This window comes from Streptococcus sp. NM (assembly GCF_003390135.1).
Lineage (GTDB): Bacteria > Bacillota > Bacilli > Lactobacillales > Streptococcaceae > Streptococcus.
Genome location: NZ_QUOS01000001.1, coordinates 226,022 through 243,408, shown reverse-complemented (window position 1 = coordinate 243,408; position 17,387 = coordinate 226,022). Strand labels below are relative to the sequence as shown.

General features: G+C 42.4%; 14 protein-coding genes. 3 read left to right on the top strand and 11 right to left on the bottom strand.

From position 1 onward, the window contains the following. The first annotated feature begins 143 nt into the window (after positions 1 to 143). A protein-coding gene (locus tag DXN33_RS01415; protein ID WP_115904128.1) for an IS3 family transposase occupies positions 144 to 1,492 on the top strand; the annotation gives its coding sequence in 2 pieces (ribosomal slippage) (positions 144 to 585 and positions 585 to 1,492; 1,350 coding nt in all). A gap of 115 nt (positions 1,493 to 1,607) precedes the next feature. Here the strand turns inward: DXN33_RS01415 and DXN33_RS01410 are convergent. From DXN33_RS01410 to DXN33_RS01400, 3 genes are all read right to left on the bottom strand, one after another. After that, the gene (locus tag DXN33_RS01410; RefSeq protein ID WP_115904127.1) at positions 1,608 to 3,203 is read right to left on the bottom strand and encodes a hypothetical protein; all 1,596 of its coding nucleotides are present in this window, start codon (positions 3,201 to 3,203) and stop codon (positions 1,608 to 1,610) included. Positions 3,204 to 3,214: 11 nt separating this feature from the next. Further along, positions 3,215 to 3,625: a peptide deformylase gene (locus DXN33_RS01405; protein ID WP_115904126.1), complete on the bottom strand. Its 411-nt coding sequence runs from the start codon at positions 3,623 to 3,625 to the stop codon at positions 3,215 to 3,217. Between the two features lie 113 nt (positions 3,626 to 3,738). Beyond that, the gene (locus DXN33_RS01400; RefSeq protein WP_115904125.1) at positions 3,739 to 6,435 is read right to left on the bottom strand and encodes a cation-translocating P-type ATPase; all 2,697 of its coding nucleotides are present in this window, start codon (positions 6,433 to 6,435) and stop codon (positions 3,739 to 3,741) included. 307 nt (positions 6,436 to 6,742) lie between these two features. On the opposite strand from DXN33_RS01400, the gene mntE reads away from it, so the two are divergent. Continuing rightward, positions 6,743 to 7,927, top strand: a complete 1,185-nt coding sequence (gene mntE / locus DXN33_RS01395) for a CDF family manganese efflux transporter MntE (protein ID WP_115904124.1) — start codon at positions 6,743 to 6,745, stop codon at positions 7,925 to 7,927. Positions 7,928 to 7,964: 37 nt separating this feature from the next. Here the strand turns inward: mntE and DXN33_RS01390 are convergent, their stop codons facing one another. The 8 genes from DXN33_RS01390 to cdaA all read right to left on the bottom strand — a co-directional run bounded on the left by DXN33_RS01390 (position 7,965) and on the right by cdaA (position 16,259). Continuing rightward, a complete protein-coding gene (locus DXN33_RS01390) occupies positions 7,965 to 9,836 on the bottom strand; it encodes an ABC-F family ATP-binding cassette domain-containing protein (RefSeq protein ID WP_084861809.1) in 1,872 nt (623 codons plus the stop codon). Next, positions 9,833 to 11,032, bottom strand: coding sequence for a CCA tRNA nucleotidyltransferase (locus DXN33_RS01385; protein ID WP_115904123.1), 1,200 nt, complete (start codon positions 11,030 to 11,032; stop codon positions 9,833 to 9,835). The genes DXN33_RS01390 and DXN33_RS01385 overlap by 4 nt, the downstream gene beginning before the upstream one ends. Next, positions 11,029 to 11,796, bottom strand: a complete 768-nt coding sequence (gene dapB, locus DXN33_RS01380; protein ID WP_115904122.1) for a 4-hydroxy-tetrahydrodipicolinate reductase — start codon at positions 11,794 to 11,796, stop codon at positions 11,029 to 11,031. Before dapB ends, DXN33_RS01385 begins: the two co-directional genes overlap by 4 nt. Before the next feature lie 164 nt (positions 11,797 to 11,960). Further along, positions 11,961 to 12,809, bottom strand: a complete 849-nt coding sequence (locus DXN33_RS01375) for a DegV family protein (RefSeq protein WP_115904121.1) — start codon at positions 12,807 to 12,809, stop codon at positions 11,961 to 11,963. A gap of 1 nt (position 12,810) precedes the next feature. Next, entirely contained in the window at positions 12,811 to 13,185 is a 375-nt protein-coding gene (locus DXN33_RS01370; RefSeq protein ID WP_049487011.1) for a DUF1149 family protein, read from the bottom strand. A gap of 73 nt (positions 13,186 to 13,258) precedes the next feature. After that, positions 13,259 to 14,611 (bottom strand): phosphoglucosamine mutase, encoded by a 1,353-nt coding sequence (glmM, locus tag DXN33_RS01365; protein ID WP_049551634.1) that lies wholly within the window; start codon positions 14,609 to 14,611, stop codon positions 13,259 to 13,261. 24 nt (positions 14,612 to 14,635) lie between these two features. After that, a complete protein-coding gene (locus tag DXN33_RS01360) occupies positions 14,636 to 15,415 on the bottom strand; it encodes a YbbR-like domain-containing protein (protein WP_042750804.1) in 780 nt (259 codons plus the stop codon). After that, positions 15,402 to 16,259, bottom strand: coding sequence for a diadenylate cyclase CdaA (gene cdaA, locus DXN33_RS01355; RefSeq protein WP_001011070.1), 858 nt, complete (start codon positions 16,257 to 16,259; stop codon positions 15,402 to 15,404). Before cdaA ends, DXN33_RS01360 begins: the two co-directional genes overlap by 14 nt. A 137-nt stretch (positions 16,260 to 16,396) precedes the next feature. Here cdaA and DXN33_RS01350 point away from each other — a divergent pair, with 137 nt between their 5' ends. Next, entirely contained in the window at positions 16,397 to 17,365 is a 969-nt protein-coding gene (locus DXN33_RS01350; protein ID WP_049491655.1) for an NAD(P)/FAD-dependent oxidoreductase, read from the top strand. The last annotated feature ends 22 nt before the right edge of the window (positions 17,366 to 17,387 follow it).

Here is a 17,387-nt window from a genome sequence, read left to right as displayed (position 1 = left end):
TTTAGCCACAACCAAGAAATTCATCTGAAAAGAGACTGGGAAAAGTCTTAAACCTCAGAAAAAAACGCATAATATCAGGTGTTGAATGAACTGCACCCCAAAAGTTAGACAGAAAAAAATCTAACTTTTGGGGTGTTTTTATCATGAAGTTAACTTATGATGATAAAGTTCAGATCTATGAACTTAGAAAACAAGGATATAGCTTAGAGAAGCTTTCAAATAAATTTGGGATAAACAATTCTAATATTAGGTACATGATTAAATTGATTGATCGTTACGGAATAGAGTTCGTCAAAAAAGGAAAAAATCGTTACTATTCTCCTGATTTAAAACAAGAAATGATTGATAAAGTCTTACATGAAGGCTGGACTAAAGATAGAGTTTCTCTTGAATACGGCCTCCCAAGTCGTACGATACTTCTTAATTGGCTAGCACAATACAAGAAAAACGGGTATACTATTGTTGAGAAAACAAGAGGGAGAGTACCTAAAATGGGACGTAAGCCACAAACGAGACCTGAAGAGAGGACAGAATTAGAACGTCTTCAAGCAGAAAATGAGTACCTGAGAGCGGAGAATGCTATCCTAAAAAAGTTAAGAGAACTCCGATTGAAGGAGGAAAAAGAGAAAGAAGAAAGACAGAAATTGTTCAAGAATTAATGACTGAGTTTTCGTTAGATATTCTTCTAAAAGCCATTAAACTAGCTCGTTCGACCTACTACTATCACTTGAAACAGCTAGATAAACCAGATAAGGACCAAGAGCTTAAAGCTGAAATTCAATCCATCTTTATCGAACACAAGGGAAATTATGGTTATCGTCGGATTTATTTCGAACTAAGAAATCGTGGTTATCTGGTAAATCATAAAAGAGTTCAACGCTTGATGAAAGTACTCAATTTACAAGCCAAAATGCGACAGAAACGAAAATATTCTTCTCATAAAGGAGATGTTGGCAAAAAGGCAGAGAATCTCATTCAACGTCAATTTGAAGGCTCTAAAACAATGGAAAAGTGCTACACAGATGTGACAGAATTTGCCATTCCAGCAAGTACTCAAAAGCTTTACTTATCACCAGTTTTAGATGGCTTTAATAGCGAAATTATCGCCTATAATCTTTCAACTTCACCCAACTTAGAACAAGTAAAAACGATGTTGGAACAGGCCTTCACAGAGAAATACTACGAGAATACGATTCTCCATAGTGACCAAGGCTGGCAATATCAACACGATTCTTATCATCAGTTTCTAGAGAGTAAGGGAATTCAAGCATCCATGTCACGTAAAGGTAACAGCCCAGACAATGGTATGATGGAGTCCTTCTTTGGGATTCTGAAATCAGAGATGTTTTATGGTTATGAGAAGTCATTTCAGTCGCTTAAGCAATTGGAACAAGCTATTGTAGACTATATTGATTACTACAACAATAAACGAATTAAGGTAAAACTAAAAGGACTTAGCCCTGTGCAATACAGAACTAAATCCTTCGGATAAATTAATTGTCTAACTTTTTGGGGTCAGTACAGAAAAATCTTGATACTATGCGTTTTATTGTGGAATAATTTACTTCATTTTTTCCTGAAATTGAGTTTTTGCCCAGCCTCTTCCCTTACTGCACTTTAAAGGTCTTGAGATAGTTGTCTTTTCCTACTTGACCTTCGAAGGTTTTACCATTTTCGAGGTAAGGGAGGTCATCTGATACTGAGGCCTTAACCTTGTAAATCTTGCCATCAACTTTAAAGAAGTAGACGGTGTCTCCCTTGATAACAGCTGATTTGAGGTCTGCTACCACACCCTTGATGCTTTCTGTTGTTTCATTATCAATTTCAAGATCGTTTTTATTGGCGTACTTGCTGAGTAGCTCTTCCACTGTCGTAGCTACGATAACATTTTGGTACTCGACTGCGTCTACCAGAGCGTACTCTTTGACCAAACCAGCATTGTCCTTCAAGCCCATGATGTAGAGAGGCTTGTCATTGAGGTTGATGAGGATTGGGAAGGTCGCCTTGTAGGATTTCTCCTGAACAGCACCTTCTGCTGATTCACGGGCTGATTCTTCTGTCGCAGAAGCCAAGCTATACTTAGTGATTTCTCCTGTTCGCATATTTTCTAGGATAAAACCAAGATTACTTTCATCTGCATTGGCCGATGTCACACCTGTGTAGAGGTAAATATCATTACCGATAGACAAGTAATTATAGCCCTTGGTAGTCTGGGTCACATTTTTCTTGGAAATCATGGCATTCCAGAAACCATCCTTGTACTTGCCGTTGTAGTTGATTTGCTCGATGGTCTCCTCAGCTGGATAAACCCTGTCCACCCATTCCGGAACATCTGCCAAGCTGTATTCCTTGGTCTCTCCATTTGTGGCGTCCAAGATAATGACTGAAATAGGACGAGGAACTGCTAAGCCAAATTGCTTTTGGTAAACCGTTGCTACATAGAAAGGATTGCCCTCATCGTCCACCTCAAAAGATGGAGTTTTGAAGATCTTGGTTGGGTACTTCAAGCGCAGGTGACGCTTGACATCACGGTTAAAATACTCCGAGTCTGAATATTTGATTGGTGTCTTCAAGTCCACCAAGTTGGCATTTCCAGTTACCATGTCCACCTTGATATACTCGCCGATTCCTTTTGCTTGATTGTTAAACCACTTGATAGGGTCTGCATATTCTAGTGGCGTCACTCGATAAGGTTTTCCATCAATCGTCAGTTGGGTATAGGTGTCTGCGGCTACGTACTGCGACACCTTATCCGTTAGGGAACCCAAGTAGCGGTCCCCAATTTTTTCAGCGGTACTTCTATCTAAGATAGGAACCTTACTGGTGTCAGTCTTAGGAAATTCAGTAAAGTCTTTTTCCGTCACCGTGACTACATTGGCATAATTTTTAGCCTGAAAAATGCTGGAGGTCACCAAGGAAACTAAACCAGCTAAGAGAAGAATTCCTCCAATAGAAGCTAAAAGGATTTTCCCTAATCGATTGATTTTGAAACTCTCAAAATTTAAAGCAGCTTCCGCCTTGCCGTGGCGCACATGAACTGTTTTGACCAGATTTATTCCCTTGCCAAAGCCAAATAAAATAGCCACAAGCAGCAAATGCCCACAGAGGAAAAAGAGAAATTCCCAGCTGGTCAGGTTAAGAGGCGGTAAAAAGATATACCAGGTCGTTGCGATAAAAAGCAGTTCAAAGACTATTCGTTTCATTTGCTTTCCTCCTAAATGATTCGTCCTTCCAAGTGATCCAGTTCATGCTGGCAAATCTGGGCTGGGAAGCCTGTCAAGGTAATGGTCTGTTCCTGCCACTTGCTGTCACGATAGGCAACCCTTATAGTTTCATAGCGCTTAGTAGGTCTCACACCTACCAAGGACAAACAGCCTTCCTCTGTCTCATAAGCTCCTTCAAAAGACAGGAGCACTGGGTTAAACATGACCACAGGAACCAGGCCAAGATTAAAGATAATCACGCGCTTCTGCACCCCAATCATATTGGCAGCCAGCCCAACACAGGTCTCGCGATTTTCTAAGAGTGTATCTTGCAAATCTCTGGCAAGATAAAGATCTTCTTGACTTGCCGGTTGAGACACCTGAGATAAAAATAAGATATCCTTTACAATTTTCTTCTCCACTTCCTCACACTCCTCTTTCTTTTTACTATATTATAGCAATTATAGCACAAAAGCCGATAACTGCAAGCCCTTTCCCTCAACTATAGCAAAAAGCCATCCGAAGATGACTTTTTTTAAATCGCATTCTTATCAAAACCGAGTTTGCGTTGGATAAATTTAACGATTTCGACAATGATAATCATTGAGAAGCTTCCAGCCATGACGATTCCCCATTGTGATAAGTCTAGTTTGGTTACGTGGAAGATTCCTTCAAGCGGTTCTACGACGATTGTTGCCATAAGAAGGATGAAGGATACCAAGATAGACCAGTTGAAGGTCTTAGACTTGAATGGGCCAACTGTCAAGATGGATTGGTAAACAGATTTCACATTATAGGCATGGAAGAGTTGAATCAAACCAAGGGTTGCAAAGGCCATAGTAAGGGCATCCGCATGAATGGCATGATTGTCACCCACGTGAACTGGGTAAAGAAGAGCAAGGCCATAAACACTCATAACAATAGCTGCTTGGAGTACACCTTGATAGATGATAGAAGTCAGAACACCACCTGAGAAGAAGCTTGCCTTACGACCACGTGGTTTATGGTTCATGACACCTGGTTCAGCAGGTTCAACACCTAGTGCAATTGCTGGGAAGGTATCTGTTACCAAGTTAATCCACAAGAGGTGAACTGGTTGCAAGACATCCCAACCAAACAAGGTTGATAGGAAGATGGTTAATACTTCAGCAGTATTGGCAGAAAGTAGGTACTGAATAGTCTTTTGAATGTTTGAGAAGACCTTACGTCCTTCTTCAACCGCAACAATGATAGTCGCAAAGTTATCATCTGCAAGAATCATGTCAGAAGCCCCCTTAGAAACCTCTGTACCAGTGATTCCCATACCGATACCGATATCGGCTGTTTTCAGAGCTGGCGCATCATTGACACCATCACCTGTCATGGCAACGACCTTACCTTGTTTTTGCCAAGCCTTGACGATACGAACCTTGTGTTCTGGAGACACACGGGCATAAACAGAGTATTGACCAACTACTTTTTCAAAGTCTTCATCTGACAGTTCATTGAGCTCAGCACCAGTTAAAACGTGGCCTTCTGTATCGTTTGCATCAATGATTCCCAAACGTTTGGCAATAGCTTCTGCAGTGTCTTGGTGATCACCCGTAATCATGATTGGACGGATGCCAGCTTCCTTGGCTACACGAACAGCCTCAGCAGCTTCCGGACGTTCAGGGTCAATCATCCCGATCAAACCAGTAAAGATTAAATCATTTTCAAGCTCTTCAGAAGTCAGGTTTTCTGGAATGATATCAATAATCTTATACGCACCTGCAAGGACACGCAAGGCTTGGTGGGCCATTTCAGAGTTGTTTGTGTGAATGAGGTTTGTAACCTTCTCATCAATCGGAGCAATATCCCCAGCCTTATCACGAAGAACACAACGTTTCAAAAGTTGGTCTGGCGCACCCTTGACTGCTACAAGGAAACGACCATCTGGCAATGGGTGAACCGTTGACATGAGCTTACGTTCAGAATCAAATGGCAACTCAGCCACACGTGTATATTTCTCTAAGAACCCTTTAACATCGTAGCCCTTATCCAAGGCATACTGGATGAAGGCTGTTTCTGTTGGATCACCAATCAGGTTGCCTTCCACATCGATTTTCGTATCATTGGCCAAAACAACTGAACGAAGAAGTGGCATTTCAAGACCTAGTTCAATGTCATCAGCTGAGTCATGTAAGACCGCATCGTAAAAGACTTTTTCGACTGTCATCTTGTTCATAGTCAGCGTACCAGTCTTATCAGAAGCGATGATTTCTGTTGAACCAAGTGTTTCTACTGCTGGCAACTTACGAACGATTGAGTTTCGTTTGGCTAAAACTTGAGTACCTAGGGCAAGAACGATAGTTACGATAGCTGGGAGCCCTTCTGGGATAGCTGCAACAGCAAGGGCAACAGAGGTCATCAACTCACCAAGTGGATTTTTCCCTTGAATGAAGACACCCACTACAAAAGTAACAAGGGCAATGACCAAGATTGCATAGGTCAAGACCTTAGAAAGGTTGTTCAAGTTTTGTTTGAGGGGTGTATCCGTCTCATCCGCATCTTGGAGCATACCTGCGATGTGACCGACTTCAGTATACATACCTGTATTTACAACAACACCCATCCCACGACCATAGGTTACGTTTGAGTTTTGGAAGGCCATGTTGACACGGTCACCAATACCAGCATCTGCAGCAAGTTCAACTGTCAAGTCTTTTTCGACTGGCACAGACTCACCTGTAAGAGCTGCTTCTTCAATTTTAAGAGAGTTGGCTTCTAACAAACGTAGGTCTGCTGGTACCACATCACCAGCTTCAAGGGCAACGATATCTCCTGGTACCAATTCTTTAGAGTCAATCTCCGCCATATGCCCATCACGAAGAACGCGGGCAGCTGGACTTGACATAGATTTGAGGGCTTCGATGGCTTCTTCTGCTTTTCCTTCTTGGTAAACACCAAAGGCAGCGTTAATGATAACCACGGCTAAGATGATAATAGCATCTGCGATATCTTCCCCACCAGAAGTCACGACTGACAAGATGGCTGCCGCAACTAGGATGATAATCATCAAATCCTTAAATTGCTCGATGAATTTGACCAGGATTGATCGTTTCTCGCCTTCTTCGAGTTCATTGTGGCCAAATTCTGCAAGGCGCTTTTCTGCCTCACTTGATGAAAGACCTTGCTCGGTCGCATCCACAGCCTGCAAGACCTCTTCAGGACTCTGAGTGTAAAACGCTTGGCGTTTTTGTTCTTTTGACATGTGTCTCCTCCTTGACATTGTGTGCAAAACAGACTCTCTTTTTCCTCATCGTATCTTTTAACGACAAACAAAAAGAGACCTGTTAATCATAACAAGTCTCGCTGTTTAAGATAGGGCCGGAAAGCATACTTTTCAGTATAAAATTCGGAATGACGACACTATCACAGGTTTCTGCCAGCTACTCCCTTGAGTAGTTCTATTATACCAAATTTTGAAAAGTTTTCAAAGACTAAAAACTGACTTATTTGAATTTTCCCTTGAAAACCAGTATAATGGTAGAATGCTATGTGACTAGAAAGGAAGTTGAATGAAGCAATCTATCTCAAATCTCAAGTTAGCTGAGCGTGGAGCCATTATCAGTATTTCGACCTATTTGATCTTGTCTGCAGCAAAATTAGCAACTGGCCATCTCCTCCATTCATCCAGTTTGGTGGCAGATGGTTTCAACAACGTGTCGGACATCATTGGAAATGTTGCCCTCTTGATTGGGATACGGATGGCGCGCCAGCCTGCCGACCGTGACCACCGTTTTGGCCACTGGAAGATTGAAGATTTGGCTAGCTTGATCACTTCTATCATCATGTTCTATGTCGGCTTTGATGTACTAAGGGATACCATTCAAAAGATTCTCAGCCGAGAAGAAACGGTCATTGATCCTCTTGGTGCAACTCTAGGAATCATTTCTGCAGCGATTATGTTTGTGGTTTATCTCTACAACACTCGCCTCAGTAAGAAATCCAACTCCAAGGCATTAAAGGCTGCCGCCCAAGACAATCTTTCAGATGCTGTTACTTCACTTGGAACTACCATCGCCATCCTAGCCAGCAGTTTCAATTATCCGATTGTGGATAAACTGGTTGCCATTATCATCACTTTCTTTATCTTGAAAACGGCCTATGATATCTTCATCGAGTCCTCCTTTAGCCTTTCAGATGGCTTTGACGACCGTTTGCTTGAGGATTATCAAAAGGCCATTATGGAAATTCCCAAAATCAGTAAGGTCAAATCGCAAAGAGGCCGTACCTATGGTAGCAACATCTACCTCGATATTACGCTAGAAATGAATCCTGACTTGTCTGTTTTTGAGAGTCACGAGATTGCAGATCAGGTCGAGTCTATGCTGGAGGAACGTTTTGGAGTCTTTGATACCGATGTCCATATCGAGCCAGCACCTATCCCTGAGGATGAAATTTTAGACAATGTCTATAAAAAATTGCTCATGCGCGAGCAATTGATTGACCAAGGAAATCAACTGGAAGAACTCTTGGCTGATGATTTTGTCTATATTCGCCAGGATGGAGAGCAGATGGATAAAGAGGCTTATAAGGCCGAGAAAGAGTTGAATGCTGCTATCAAGGACATCCAGATCAATTCCATCAGTCAGAAGACCAAACTCATCTGCTATGAGTTAGATGGTATCGTCCATACCAGTATCTGGCGTCGCCACGAAACTTGGCAAAATATTTTTCATCAAGAAACCAAAAAAGAATAGAGAAATCCTGTCCATGAGACGGGATTTTTCTATTCTTCTAACTATCAAATTCACTTAGGTATTCATAGCGTTCGTATTTTTCAAGGAGTGCTTCGTTTTTCTCATCCAGTTCTTTTTGGAGAGTAGCTAGCTTACCAAAGTCGGAGCCATTGGCCTGCATTTCCTCTTCAATAGCAGCGATACGATTTTCCAAGGCTTCAATATCACCTTCAATGCTTGCCCACTCCTGCTTTTCTTGGTAGGTCATGCGTTTCTTGTCTTCTCGAACCTTGACGACTTTTTCCTTTTCGGCTTTTTGCACTTGATTAGCCATTTCTGTTTCAAAGGCTTTTTCATCAAGATAATCGGTATAATGACCAAAGAAAGGACGAATTTTACCATCCTCAAAAGCGAGAATCTTAGTCGCTACCTTATCCAAGAAATATCGGTCGTGACTAACAGTCAAAACTGGACCAGCAAAGCCTTGCAAGAAATTCTCCAAAACTGTCAAGGTTGCAATGTCCAAATCATTTGTTGGCTCGTCCAAGAGGAGAACATTTGGTTTTTCCAAGAGCAGTTTGAGGAGATAAAGACGCTTTTTCTCTCCACCTGACAATTTCTCAATCAAGGTTCCATGCGTTGAACGTGGGAAAAGAAACTGCTCCAGCAGCTCTGCAATCGAAGTCGTAGAACCACCGCTGGTCTTGACCTCTTCTGCCACTTCCTGCAAGTAATTGATCACTCGCTTGCTTTCATCCAAGCCCTCAATTTGCTGAGAGAAATAGGCGATACGAACAGTTTCCCCAATCACAACTTGTCCTACTGTCGGCTCAAGACTGCCTGCAATCAAGTTGAGGAGGGTTGATTTTCCAACACCGTTGTCCCCAACGATTCCGATGCGGTCTTTGGCCTGAACTAAGAGATTAAAATCTTGCAAAATGGGCTTGTTTTCATAGGCAAAAGAAACATCCTGAAACTCGATAACTTTCTTCCCAATCCGACTGGTTTCAAAGTTCATGGTCAAGTCTGTCTCAGCAACACCACCTGAAACTTCTTTCTTTAAATCATGGAAACGATTGATACGAGCCTGCTGCTTGGTCGCACGCGCCTGCGGTTGTCTGCGCATCCAGGCCAATTCTTGCTTATAAAGTTGTTCTTTTTTGTGAAGAAGAGCCGCATCGCGCTCATCTTGTTCAGCCTTAAGGCGAACATAGTCCTGATAATTGCCTTGATACTCGGTCAAGCCTGCGCGATCCAATTCGAAAATTCGAGTTGACAAAGCGTCTAGGAAATAGCGATCGTGGGTAATAAAAAGGACGGTCTTCTTTGAATTTTTCAAAAAGAGGGTCAGCCACTCAATAGTCGCAATGTCCAGATGGTTGGTCGGCTCATCCAGAAGCAAAAGGTCGTGATTGCCAAGTAAGACTTGTGCCAACTGAACCCGTCTTCTCAGACCACCTGACAATTCCCCAACAGGAGTAGATAAGTCCTGAATCCCCAGCTTGCTGAGAACAGTCTTGACCTGACTCTCAATTTCCCAAGCTTGGAGAGAATCCATCTCTGCCATGACCCGTTCCAAACGCGCCTGTTTGTCCTCACTATAGTTGAGCATGATCAATTCATACTCACGAATGAGCTGGATTTCCTTGAGGTCGCTGGAGAGAACCGTATCCAAGACCGTCTTGCTATCATCAAAATCAGGATCTTGGGTCAAGTAACCAATCTGGTAATCATTCTTAGCTGAAAAGGGACTGACATCCCCATCAAATCCAGAAACACCAGAAAGGACGTCCAAAAGGGTAGTCTTTCCAGTCCCATTGACACCAATCAAACCAATTCTATCTAGATCATGGATGATAAAGGAAATATCCTTAAAAACGGTCTTATCACCGACGGATTTACTTAGTTTTTCAACGATAAAATCACTCATTTTTTCTCCCTTAGATAAGCATGGATGGCTTGACGGTCATTTTCCAATTCTCCATCGACAATGGCATATTCAATCTCTGTTAAAATCTCTCCCAAGTCTGGGCCTGGTTGATAGCCATATTCCTTAATCAAAATACCACCGTTGATTTGGATTTCTTTCTTGTCATGAATGGTCAAACTCTGATAGGTTTCTGTGATGGCTTGTGGGTTGACTTCTTTTCCTTGAGCCTGACGAAGATTTTCAGCCTGTAAAAGTAAATCCAAGTCAAAGCGATAACAATCGCGCTTGCTCAATTCTCCCTTTTCACGCAAGGCCAAAATAGTCAGCAAATCCTGAACTTGCTTGGCAAACTGACGTGAGGTCTTCCAAGCTTTCAAAAATGGCTGCGCATTTTCAATCTCCAAAGCCCACAGTAAAGCCGCCCAGGCTTGTTCAGAGGATTCAAAGGTGAAATCAGTCTCCAAATCAAACAGTCTGTTAAGCTTGTCCTGGCTAGCTGCCATATCAGGGAGATAGTCATAAGCTTGACTCTCAATCATGGAAGCCAAGCCCCTTCTCCAAAATGGAGCCAGCAAGAGTTTATCAAACTCAACGAAGGTACGCTCTACAGAAATTTTCTCCAAAAGCGGCGTCAAGGTCTTCATAGCCTTAAATGTTTCTGGCTCAAGCTCAAAGCCAAGACTAGCCTGAAAACGGAAACCGCGCATAATCCGCAGAGCGTCTTCGTTGAAACGTTCACTAGCCACTCCAACTGCTCGTAAGACTTGCTTTTCCAAATCTTTTAAACCATGGAACAAGTCAATGATTTCTCCTGTCTCATCCAAGGCAAAGGCATTGACTGTAAAATCACGGCGTTTGAGATCTTCTTCTAGCGAACGCACAAAGGAAACCGCACTGGGTCTGCGATAGTCCACATAGACATCCTCTGTCCGAAAAGTGGTTACCTCATACTCCTCATCCCCATCTAGTACCAAGACGGTTCCATGTTCGATTCCGATATCGGCTGTTCGAGGAAAAATCTGCTTGGTCTCTTCTGGATAAGAAGACGTCGCAATATCCACATCATGGATGGGACGATTGAGGAGGGCATCTCGAACAGAGCCACCAACAAAATAGGCCTCAAAACCTGCTTCTTTAATTTTTTCTAATACTGGTAAAGCCTTCTGAAATTCAGAAGGCATTTGCGTTAATCTCATAATAAGTGTTCTAATCCATAGACAAGCTCATGACGCTTGACAACTTCTTTAATTCCCAAATTCACCCCTGTCATGAAGGAGCTGCGATCATAAGAGTCATGACGGAGGGTCAATCCTTCTCCCTGATTGCCAAAGATGACTTCCTGATGGGCTACCAAACCTGGCAAACGAACTGAGTGAATACGCATGCCATCAAAATCAGCACCACGGGCACCTGTAATCAATTCTTCCTCATCAGGCGCACCTTGCTGGGTAGACTCTCGAACTTCTGCCATTAACTCAGCTGTTTTAATAGCAGTTCCACTCGGAGCATCCTTTTTCTTGTCATGATGGAGCTCGATAATCTCCACATTTGGGAAATATTTAGCAGCCTGCCTTGCAAATTGCATGAGTAAAACAGCACCCAAGGCGAAATTTGGAGCTATCAAACCACCCAAATCTTGGGCACGAGAAAATTCTTTTAGCTCTGCAATTTCTTCACTTGTGAAACCAGTCGTTCCAACTACTGGAGCAAAGCCATTTTCAAGAGCAAAGCGTGTATTTTCATAGGCAACAGCTGGTGTAGTAAAGTCTACCCAGACATCCGCTTCAAAATCGACCAAATCAGCCTTATCCTTGAAAACAGGAATTCCCTGCCATTCTGAATCAGACTCAAAAGGATCCAAAACTGCTACCAAGTCCAAGTCTGGATCAGCCAAGACCATCTGACAAGCAGCCTGGCCCATCTTTCCCTTAAAACCAGCAATAATTACTCGAATACTCATCTCTACTCCTGACTAAGATACAAAGGACGTTAGCTGCCCTTGAAAAAATAGGGAATGACGCTGACTTTCCATGAAAGGCAAGACAGGCATCTTTTTTCATGAGGCAGGTAGTCCGTGTTCAATTTCTAAGATACAAGATTTCTTAACTAGCTTAGAAGCGCCAACTAAATCACTGGAATATAGCCTAGAGCAATGCTTCCTGCTCCTAGGTGTGTTCCAATGACACTACCAAATTTAGCAAGTGAAACATCCGTACCCACTCCAGATTCAAGTAAGTGCTGACGCAATTCCTCAGCCTTTTCAGGAGCATTCCCGTGAATGACAATGATACGGTATTGGCCTGAAGCTGTGGCTTCCTTGATAATTTCAATTAAGCGCTTGGTTGCTTTCTTTTCAGTACGAACTTTTTCGTAAACTTCAATCACACCTTGGTCATTGAAATAGAGGATTGGCTTAATGCTTAGCAGATTGCCCAAAATAGCAGCTCCATTTGAAAGGCGTCCACCTTTAACCAAGTGGTCCAAGTCATCCACCATGATGAAAGCAGATGTGTGACTAATTTGAATAGCTAGCTTATCCTGAATAATGGCAAAGTCATCACCCTGGTCTCGCCAGTTAAAGACACTTTCAACCATGATACCCAGAGGAGCACTTGTAATCAAAGTGTCTGGGAAGGCAATGGTTAAGCCCTCATAGTCATCGACCATATACTGGATATTTTGGTAAAAACCTGAAATTCCAGAAGATAGGAAAAGCCCCAAAACATGTGTATAGCCTTGTTCTTTGAGCCAAGTTAGAATCTCATCTAACTTTGCAATACTTGGTTGACTGGTCTTAGGCAATTCAGAAGCCTGAGCCACTTTTTGGTAAAATTCCTCAGCAGTCAGATTGATGCCTTCGACATACTCTTCACCATCAATATTGACAGGAATATCCAAGACAAACAAATCTTCTCTTTGTAAGGTCTCTGCACTGAGATAGGCAGAGGAATCTGTGATAACAGCTAATTTCATATTAGAACTCCAAATTGATTCCTGGTAAGTCTAATGCAATTTCAGTTACTTCGTAAGTCAAACGGTTAAGCATGTTCAAACATGGACGGGCCAAAGTTTCAACTTCCTCTTGATTAAACTCACTTGGTTCATTGACAATACGACCTTCTACATGGTTAACTTGGGAAATCGTTCCACTGATAACAAATTTGTCAAAGACAATCATAAAACTTAAGACAACCACTAAAGATGTCACTTGATTTTCTTGGTCATGTTGGAGTAATTGGAAGTTCACATCCACCTTAGTTTCAGGAGCTCCATTTTCATTTTCCCATTCAAAATTACGCGCATCAAAATGATACTGACTAACAAATTCTTGTTCACGTTTAAGATTCATGTCTTTCTCCCTTGGCTACAATATTATAAGCTATTGTACCATAATTTTTTATTTTCATCTAGTTTTCTAGGATTTAGTCAATCCCGATTTCAGCTCGAACTACGTCTGCGATAGTATCAACATAGTAGTCCACTTCTTCTGTTGTAGGCGCTTCTGCCATGACACGCAAAAGGGGCTCTGTTCCACTTGGGCGTACTAGGATACGGCCATTCCCTGCCATTTCTTCTTCCATCTTCTCGATGATAGCCTTAATAGCTGGCACTTCCATAGCCTTTTCCTTCATGGCATTTTCCACTCGGATATTGACTAATTTTTGTGGATAGATGGTTACTTCTACTGCCAACTCTGACAAACTCTTACCAGTTTCCTTCATGATTTTAGTCAATTGGACAGCTGATAATTGACCATCACCTGTTGTATTGTAGTCCATCAAGATGACGTGACCAGACTGTTCACCACCAAGGTTGTAACCTGATTTTCGCATTTCTTCCACAACATAGCGGTCGCCAACTGCAGTGACTGCCTTGTTAATGCCTTCACGGTCCAAGGCCTTGTGGAAGCCAAGGTTGGACATAACAGTTGTCACAATTGTATTTTGCGCCAATTGTCCTTTTTCAGAAAGATATTTTCCGATGATGTACATAATCTTGTCACCATCAACGATGTCGCCATTTTCATCAACAGCAATCAAACGGTCACTGTCTCCGTCAAAGGCCAAACCAATAGCTGAGCCGCTTTCTTTGACCACATCTTGAAGAGCTTCTGGGTGAGTTGAACCAACATTAAGGTTGATGTTAAGACCATCTGGTGTTTCCCCGATAACAGTTAATTGAGCGCCAAGGTCTGCAAAGATTTGACGGGCACTTGTAGACGCCGCACCGTTTGCTGTGTCCAAGGCAACCTTCATTCCCTCAAGAGGAGTTCCAGTTGAAACAAGATAGCCTTCATACTTACGCAAGCCTTCTGGATAATCTACCAAGGTTCCCAAGCCTTCTGCACTTGGACGAGGAAGAGTATCTTCCGCAGCGTCTAGCAAGGCTTCAATTTCTGCTTCTTTTTCATCGTCCAGTTTGAAGCCATCACCGCCAAAGAACTTAATTCCGTTATCAAGGGCTGGATTGTGGCTGGCAGAAATCATGACACCAGCACTTGCTCCTTCAGTTTTTACCAAGTAAGCTACTGCTGGTGTTGCCAAAACACCTAGTTTGTATACGTGAATACCAACTGAAAGAAGACCAGCTACCAAGGCAGATTCTAGCATTTCCCCAGAAATACGTGTATCACGTCCTACAAAAACTTTCGGTGCTTCCGTTTCATGTTGGCTAAGAACATAGCCTCCAAAACGTCCTAGTTTAAAGGCCAATTCTGGCGTTAATTCTACGTTAGCTTCTCCACGGACTCCATCAGTCCCAAAATATTTACCCATTTTTATAAAATCCTTTTCCTATTTTTAATTCGTTTTTGAACTAGTTGCTTTCGTTGACGAAGATGTCTCCGACGAACTGCTTGTTGTTGAATTTGATGTGCTTGAACTTGGTGCTACTGGTTTTGTAGTCACCTTCATTGTCGTGTCGAACGGAGTAATAACTGCCGGTAAGACAACACCATTGCGATCGATTGCCTGCAAAGGTACTGAACCACTGTAATTACCTGTTATGCGTTCGCTGGTTGGTAAAAGCGCAATAACTTTGTCAATCTTAGCTAATGTTTCCTGGTCAGTTGTGACCGAAACTCGTTCGTTTGACACGGTTATACTATCAATTTGTAACTTGGGATCAATCTGGCTTTGGTCAACTTGTGGCACAACAAGCATCCCATCTCGCTTAACCTTCTTCCCAACTTTCACTGTAATCTTTTGAGGCGTTGCCACAGCGGTCAATCCACTTGGAAGATTTTCAATATTCAAGGGAACTTCAATCGTTCCAACACTGGCATCCGTCAAATCAGCAGTTACCTTAAACTTACGAGTGCTCTCCTGCATTTCGCTGGCCAAGGTCACACGATTGGCTCCGGTTAATACCACTGAAACTTCTGATGCAAATCCGCTAATGAAATACTGGTCATCATCATAGTGAATAACAATAGGAACGTTCGTTATCGTATTGGTGTAAGTTTCTGATTTAACCTGCCTTGCGGTATTACTATTTTGAAAGTTGGTTGACGTTGCATAGATGAATAAGATACAAGCAAAAAAGAGAGATGAAATGATGTATAGACTATTTTTTCTCATATTTCCAACCTCCTAACAAACGGTCCTTGAAACTGACTTTTTCCTCAACGACTGGCAAAAGAATTGCTCGTAGCTCTGCTTCAAATTCTTCAATCGTCAAATCGTGCTTGAAAACACCGTTATAGGTAATAGAAATGCCACCTGTTTCCTCTGAGACGATGAAGGTCAAGGCATCGGATACTTCTGACAAACCGATAGCCGCCCGGTGTCTGGTCCCAAATTCCTTTGAAATCCCTGTGCTTTCTGTCAAGGGCAGATAGGCAGAGGTGACTGCAATCCGATTTTCTCTGATAATCACAGCACCATCGTGTAGGGGAGTGTTGGGGATAAAGATATTAATAAGGAGTTCAGCTGAAATATTGGCATCCAAAGGAATCCCTGTCGCAATGTATTCTTGCAAGGTCCGAACTCGTTGGATGGCAACCAGAGCACCAATTTTACGAGGACTCATATATTCAACCGACTTGATAAAGGCACGAATCATTTGCTCTTCTGCACTAATTTGAGCAGTAGAAAAGAAATCTGTCGCCCTTCCCAAGCGTTCCAAACCAGTCCGAATCTCTGGAGAGAAGATAACAACCGCAGCAATAACCCCATAGGTGATAATTTGATTAATCAACCAAGAAATCGTTGTTAAACCAAGGATATTGGCTACAACCTGGGCTAATACAAAGATCACGACCCCACGCACCAAAATCATAATCTTGGTGCCAGCTATCGCTTTTGTAAAACGATATAAAATATAAGCCACAATCAAAATATCAAACAGATTGATGGCAATACTCCAAGGACTAGAAAACAAGCTAGTCCAATATTGCAGGTTGGATAATTGTTGAAAGTTCATCTGCTGTCTCCTCTCTGTCCAAACACGTTCCTTTCTATTATACCATTTTTCTGACATTTTTTTCCCTATCCTACTTCATTTTAAATTAAGGAAAAATATGATAAAATAAACTGACTAGAAAAAACAAAGGAGAAACCATGTCTCAACTCTATGATATTACCATTGTAGGTGGTGGTCCTGTCGGGCTTTTTGCAGCCTTCTATGCTCATCTACGCCAAGCCAAGGTCCAAATCATCGACTCTCTTCCCCAACTCGGTGGACAACCTGCCATTCTCTATCCTGAAAAGGAAATTTTAGACGTACCGGGATTCCCAAACCTGACTGGAGAAGAGTTGACTAACCGTCTAATCGAGCAATTAAATGGCTTTGATACCCCTATTCATCTCAACGAAACGGTTCTTGAGATTGAAAAACAAGAAGAAGGCTTTGTAATTACAACTTCTAAAGGAAGTCACCTGTCTAAAACAGTTATCATCGCTATGGGTGGCGGTGCCTTCAAACCACGTCCTCTGGAACTAGAAGGCGTTGAAGGCTATGAAAATATCCACTACCACGTTTCCAACATCCAGCAATATGCTGGTAAGAAAGTGACGATTCTTGGTGGGGGGGACTCGGCTGTGGATTGGGCTTTGGCTTTTGAAAAAATTGCACCAACTACCCTTGTTCACCGCAGAGATAATTTCCGGGCCTTGGAGCACAGTGTCCAAGCCTTGCAAGAATCATCCGTGACCATCAAGACACCATTCGTCCCTAGCCAACTCCTTGGAGATGGGAAAATGCTCGATAAACTTGAAATCACAAAAGTCAAATCTGATGAAACCGAAACGATTGACCTAGACCACCTCTTTGTCAACTATGGTTTCAAATCTTCTGTCGGTAACCTTAAAAACTGGGGTCTGGACCTCAACCGCCACAAGATTATCGTCAACAGCAAACAGGAATCCAGCCAAGCAGGTATCTATGCTATCGGTGACTGCTGCTACTATGAAGGAAAAATTGACCTGATTGCGACAGGTCTCGGAGAAGCTCCAACCGCTGTCAACAATGCCATCAACTACATCGACCCTGAGCAAAAAGTACAACCAAAACACTCAACTAGTTTATAAAAAAGAACCACGAGTCACATAG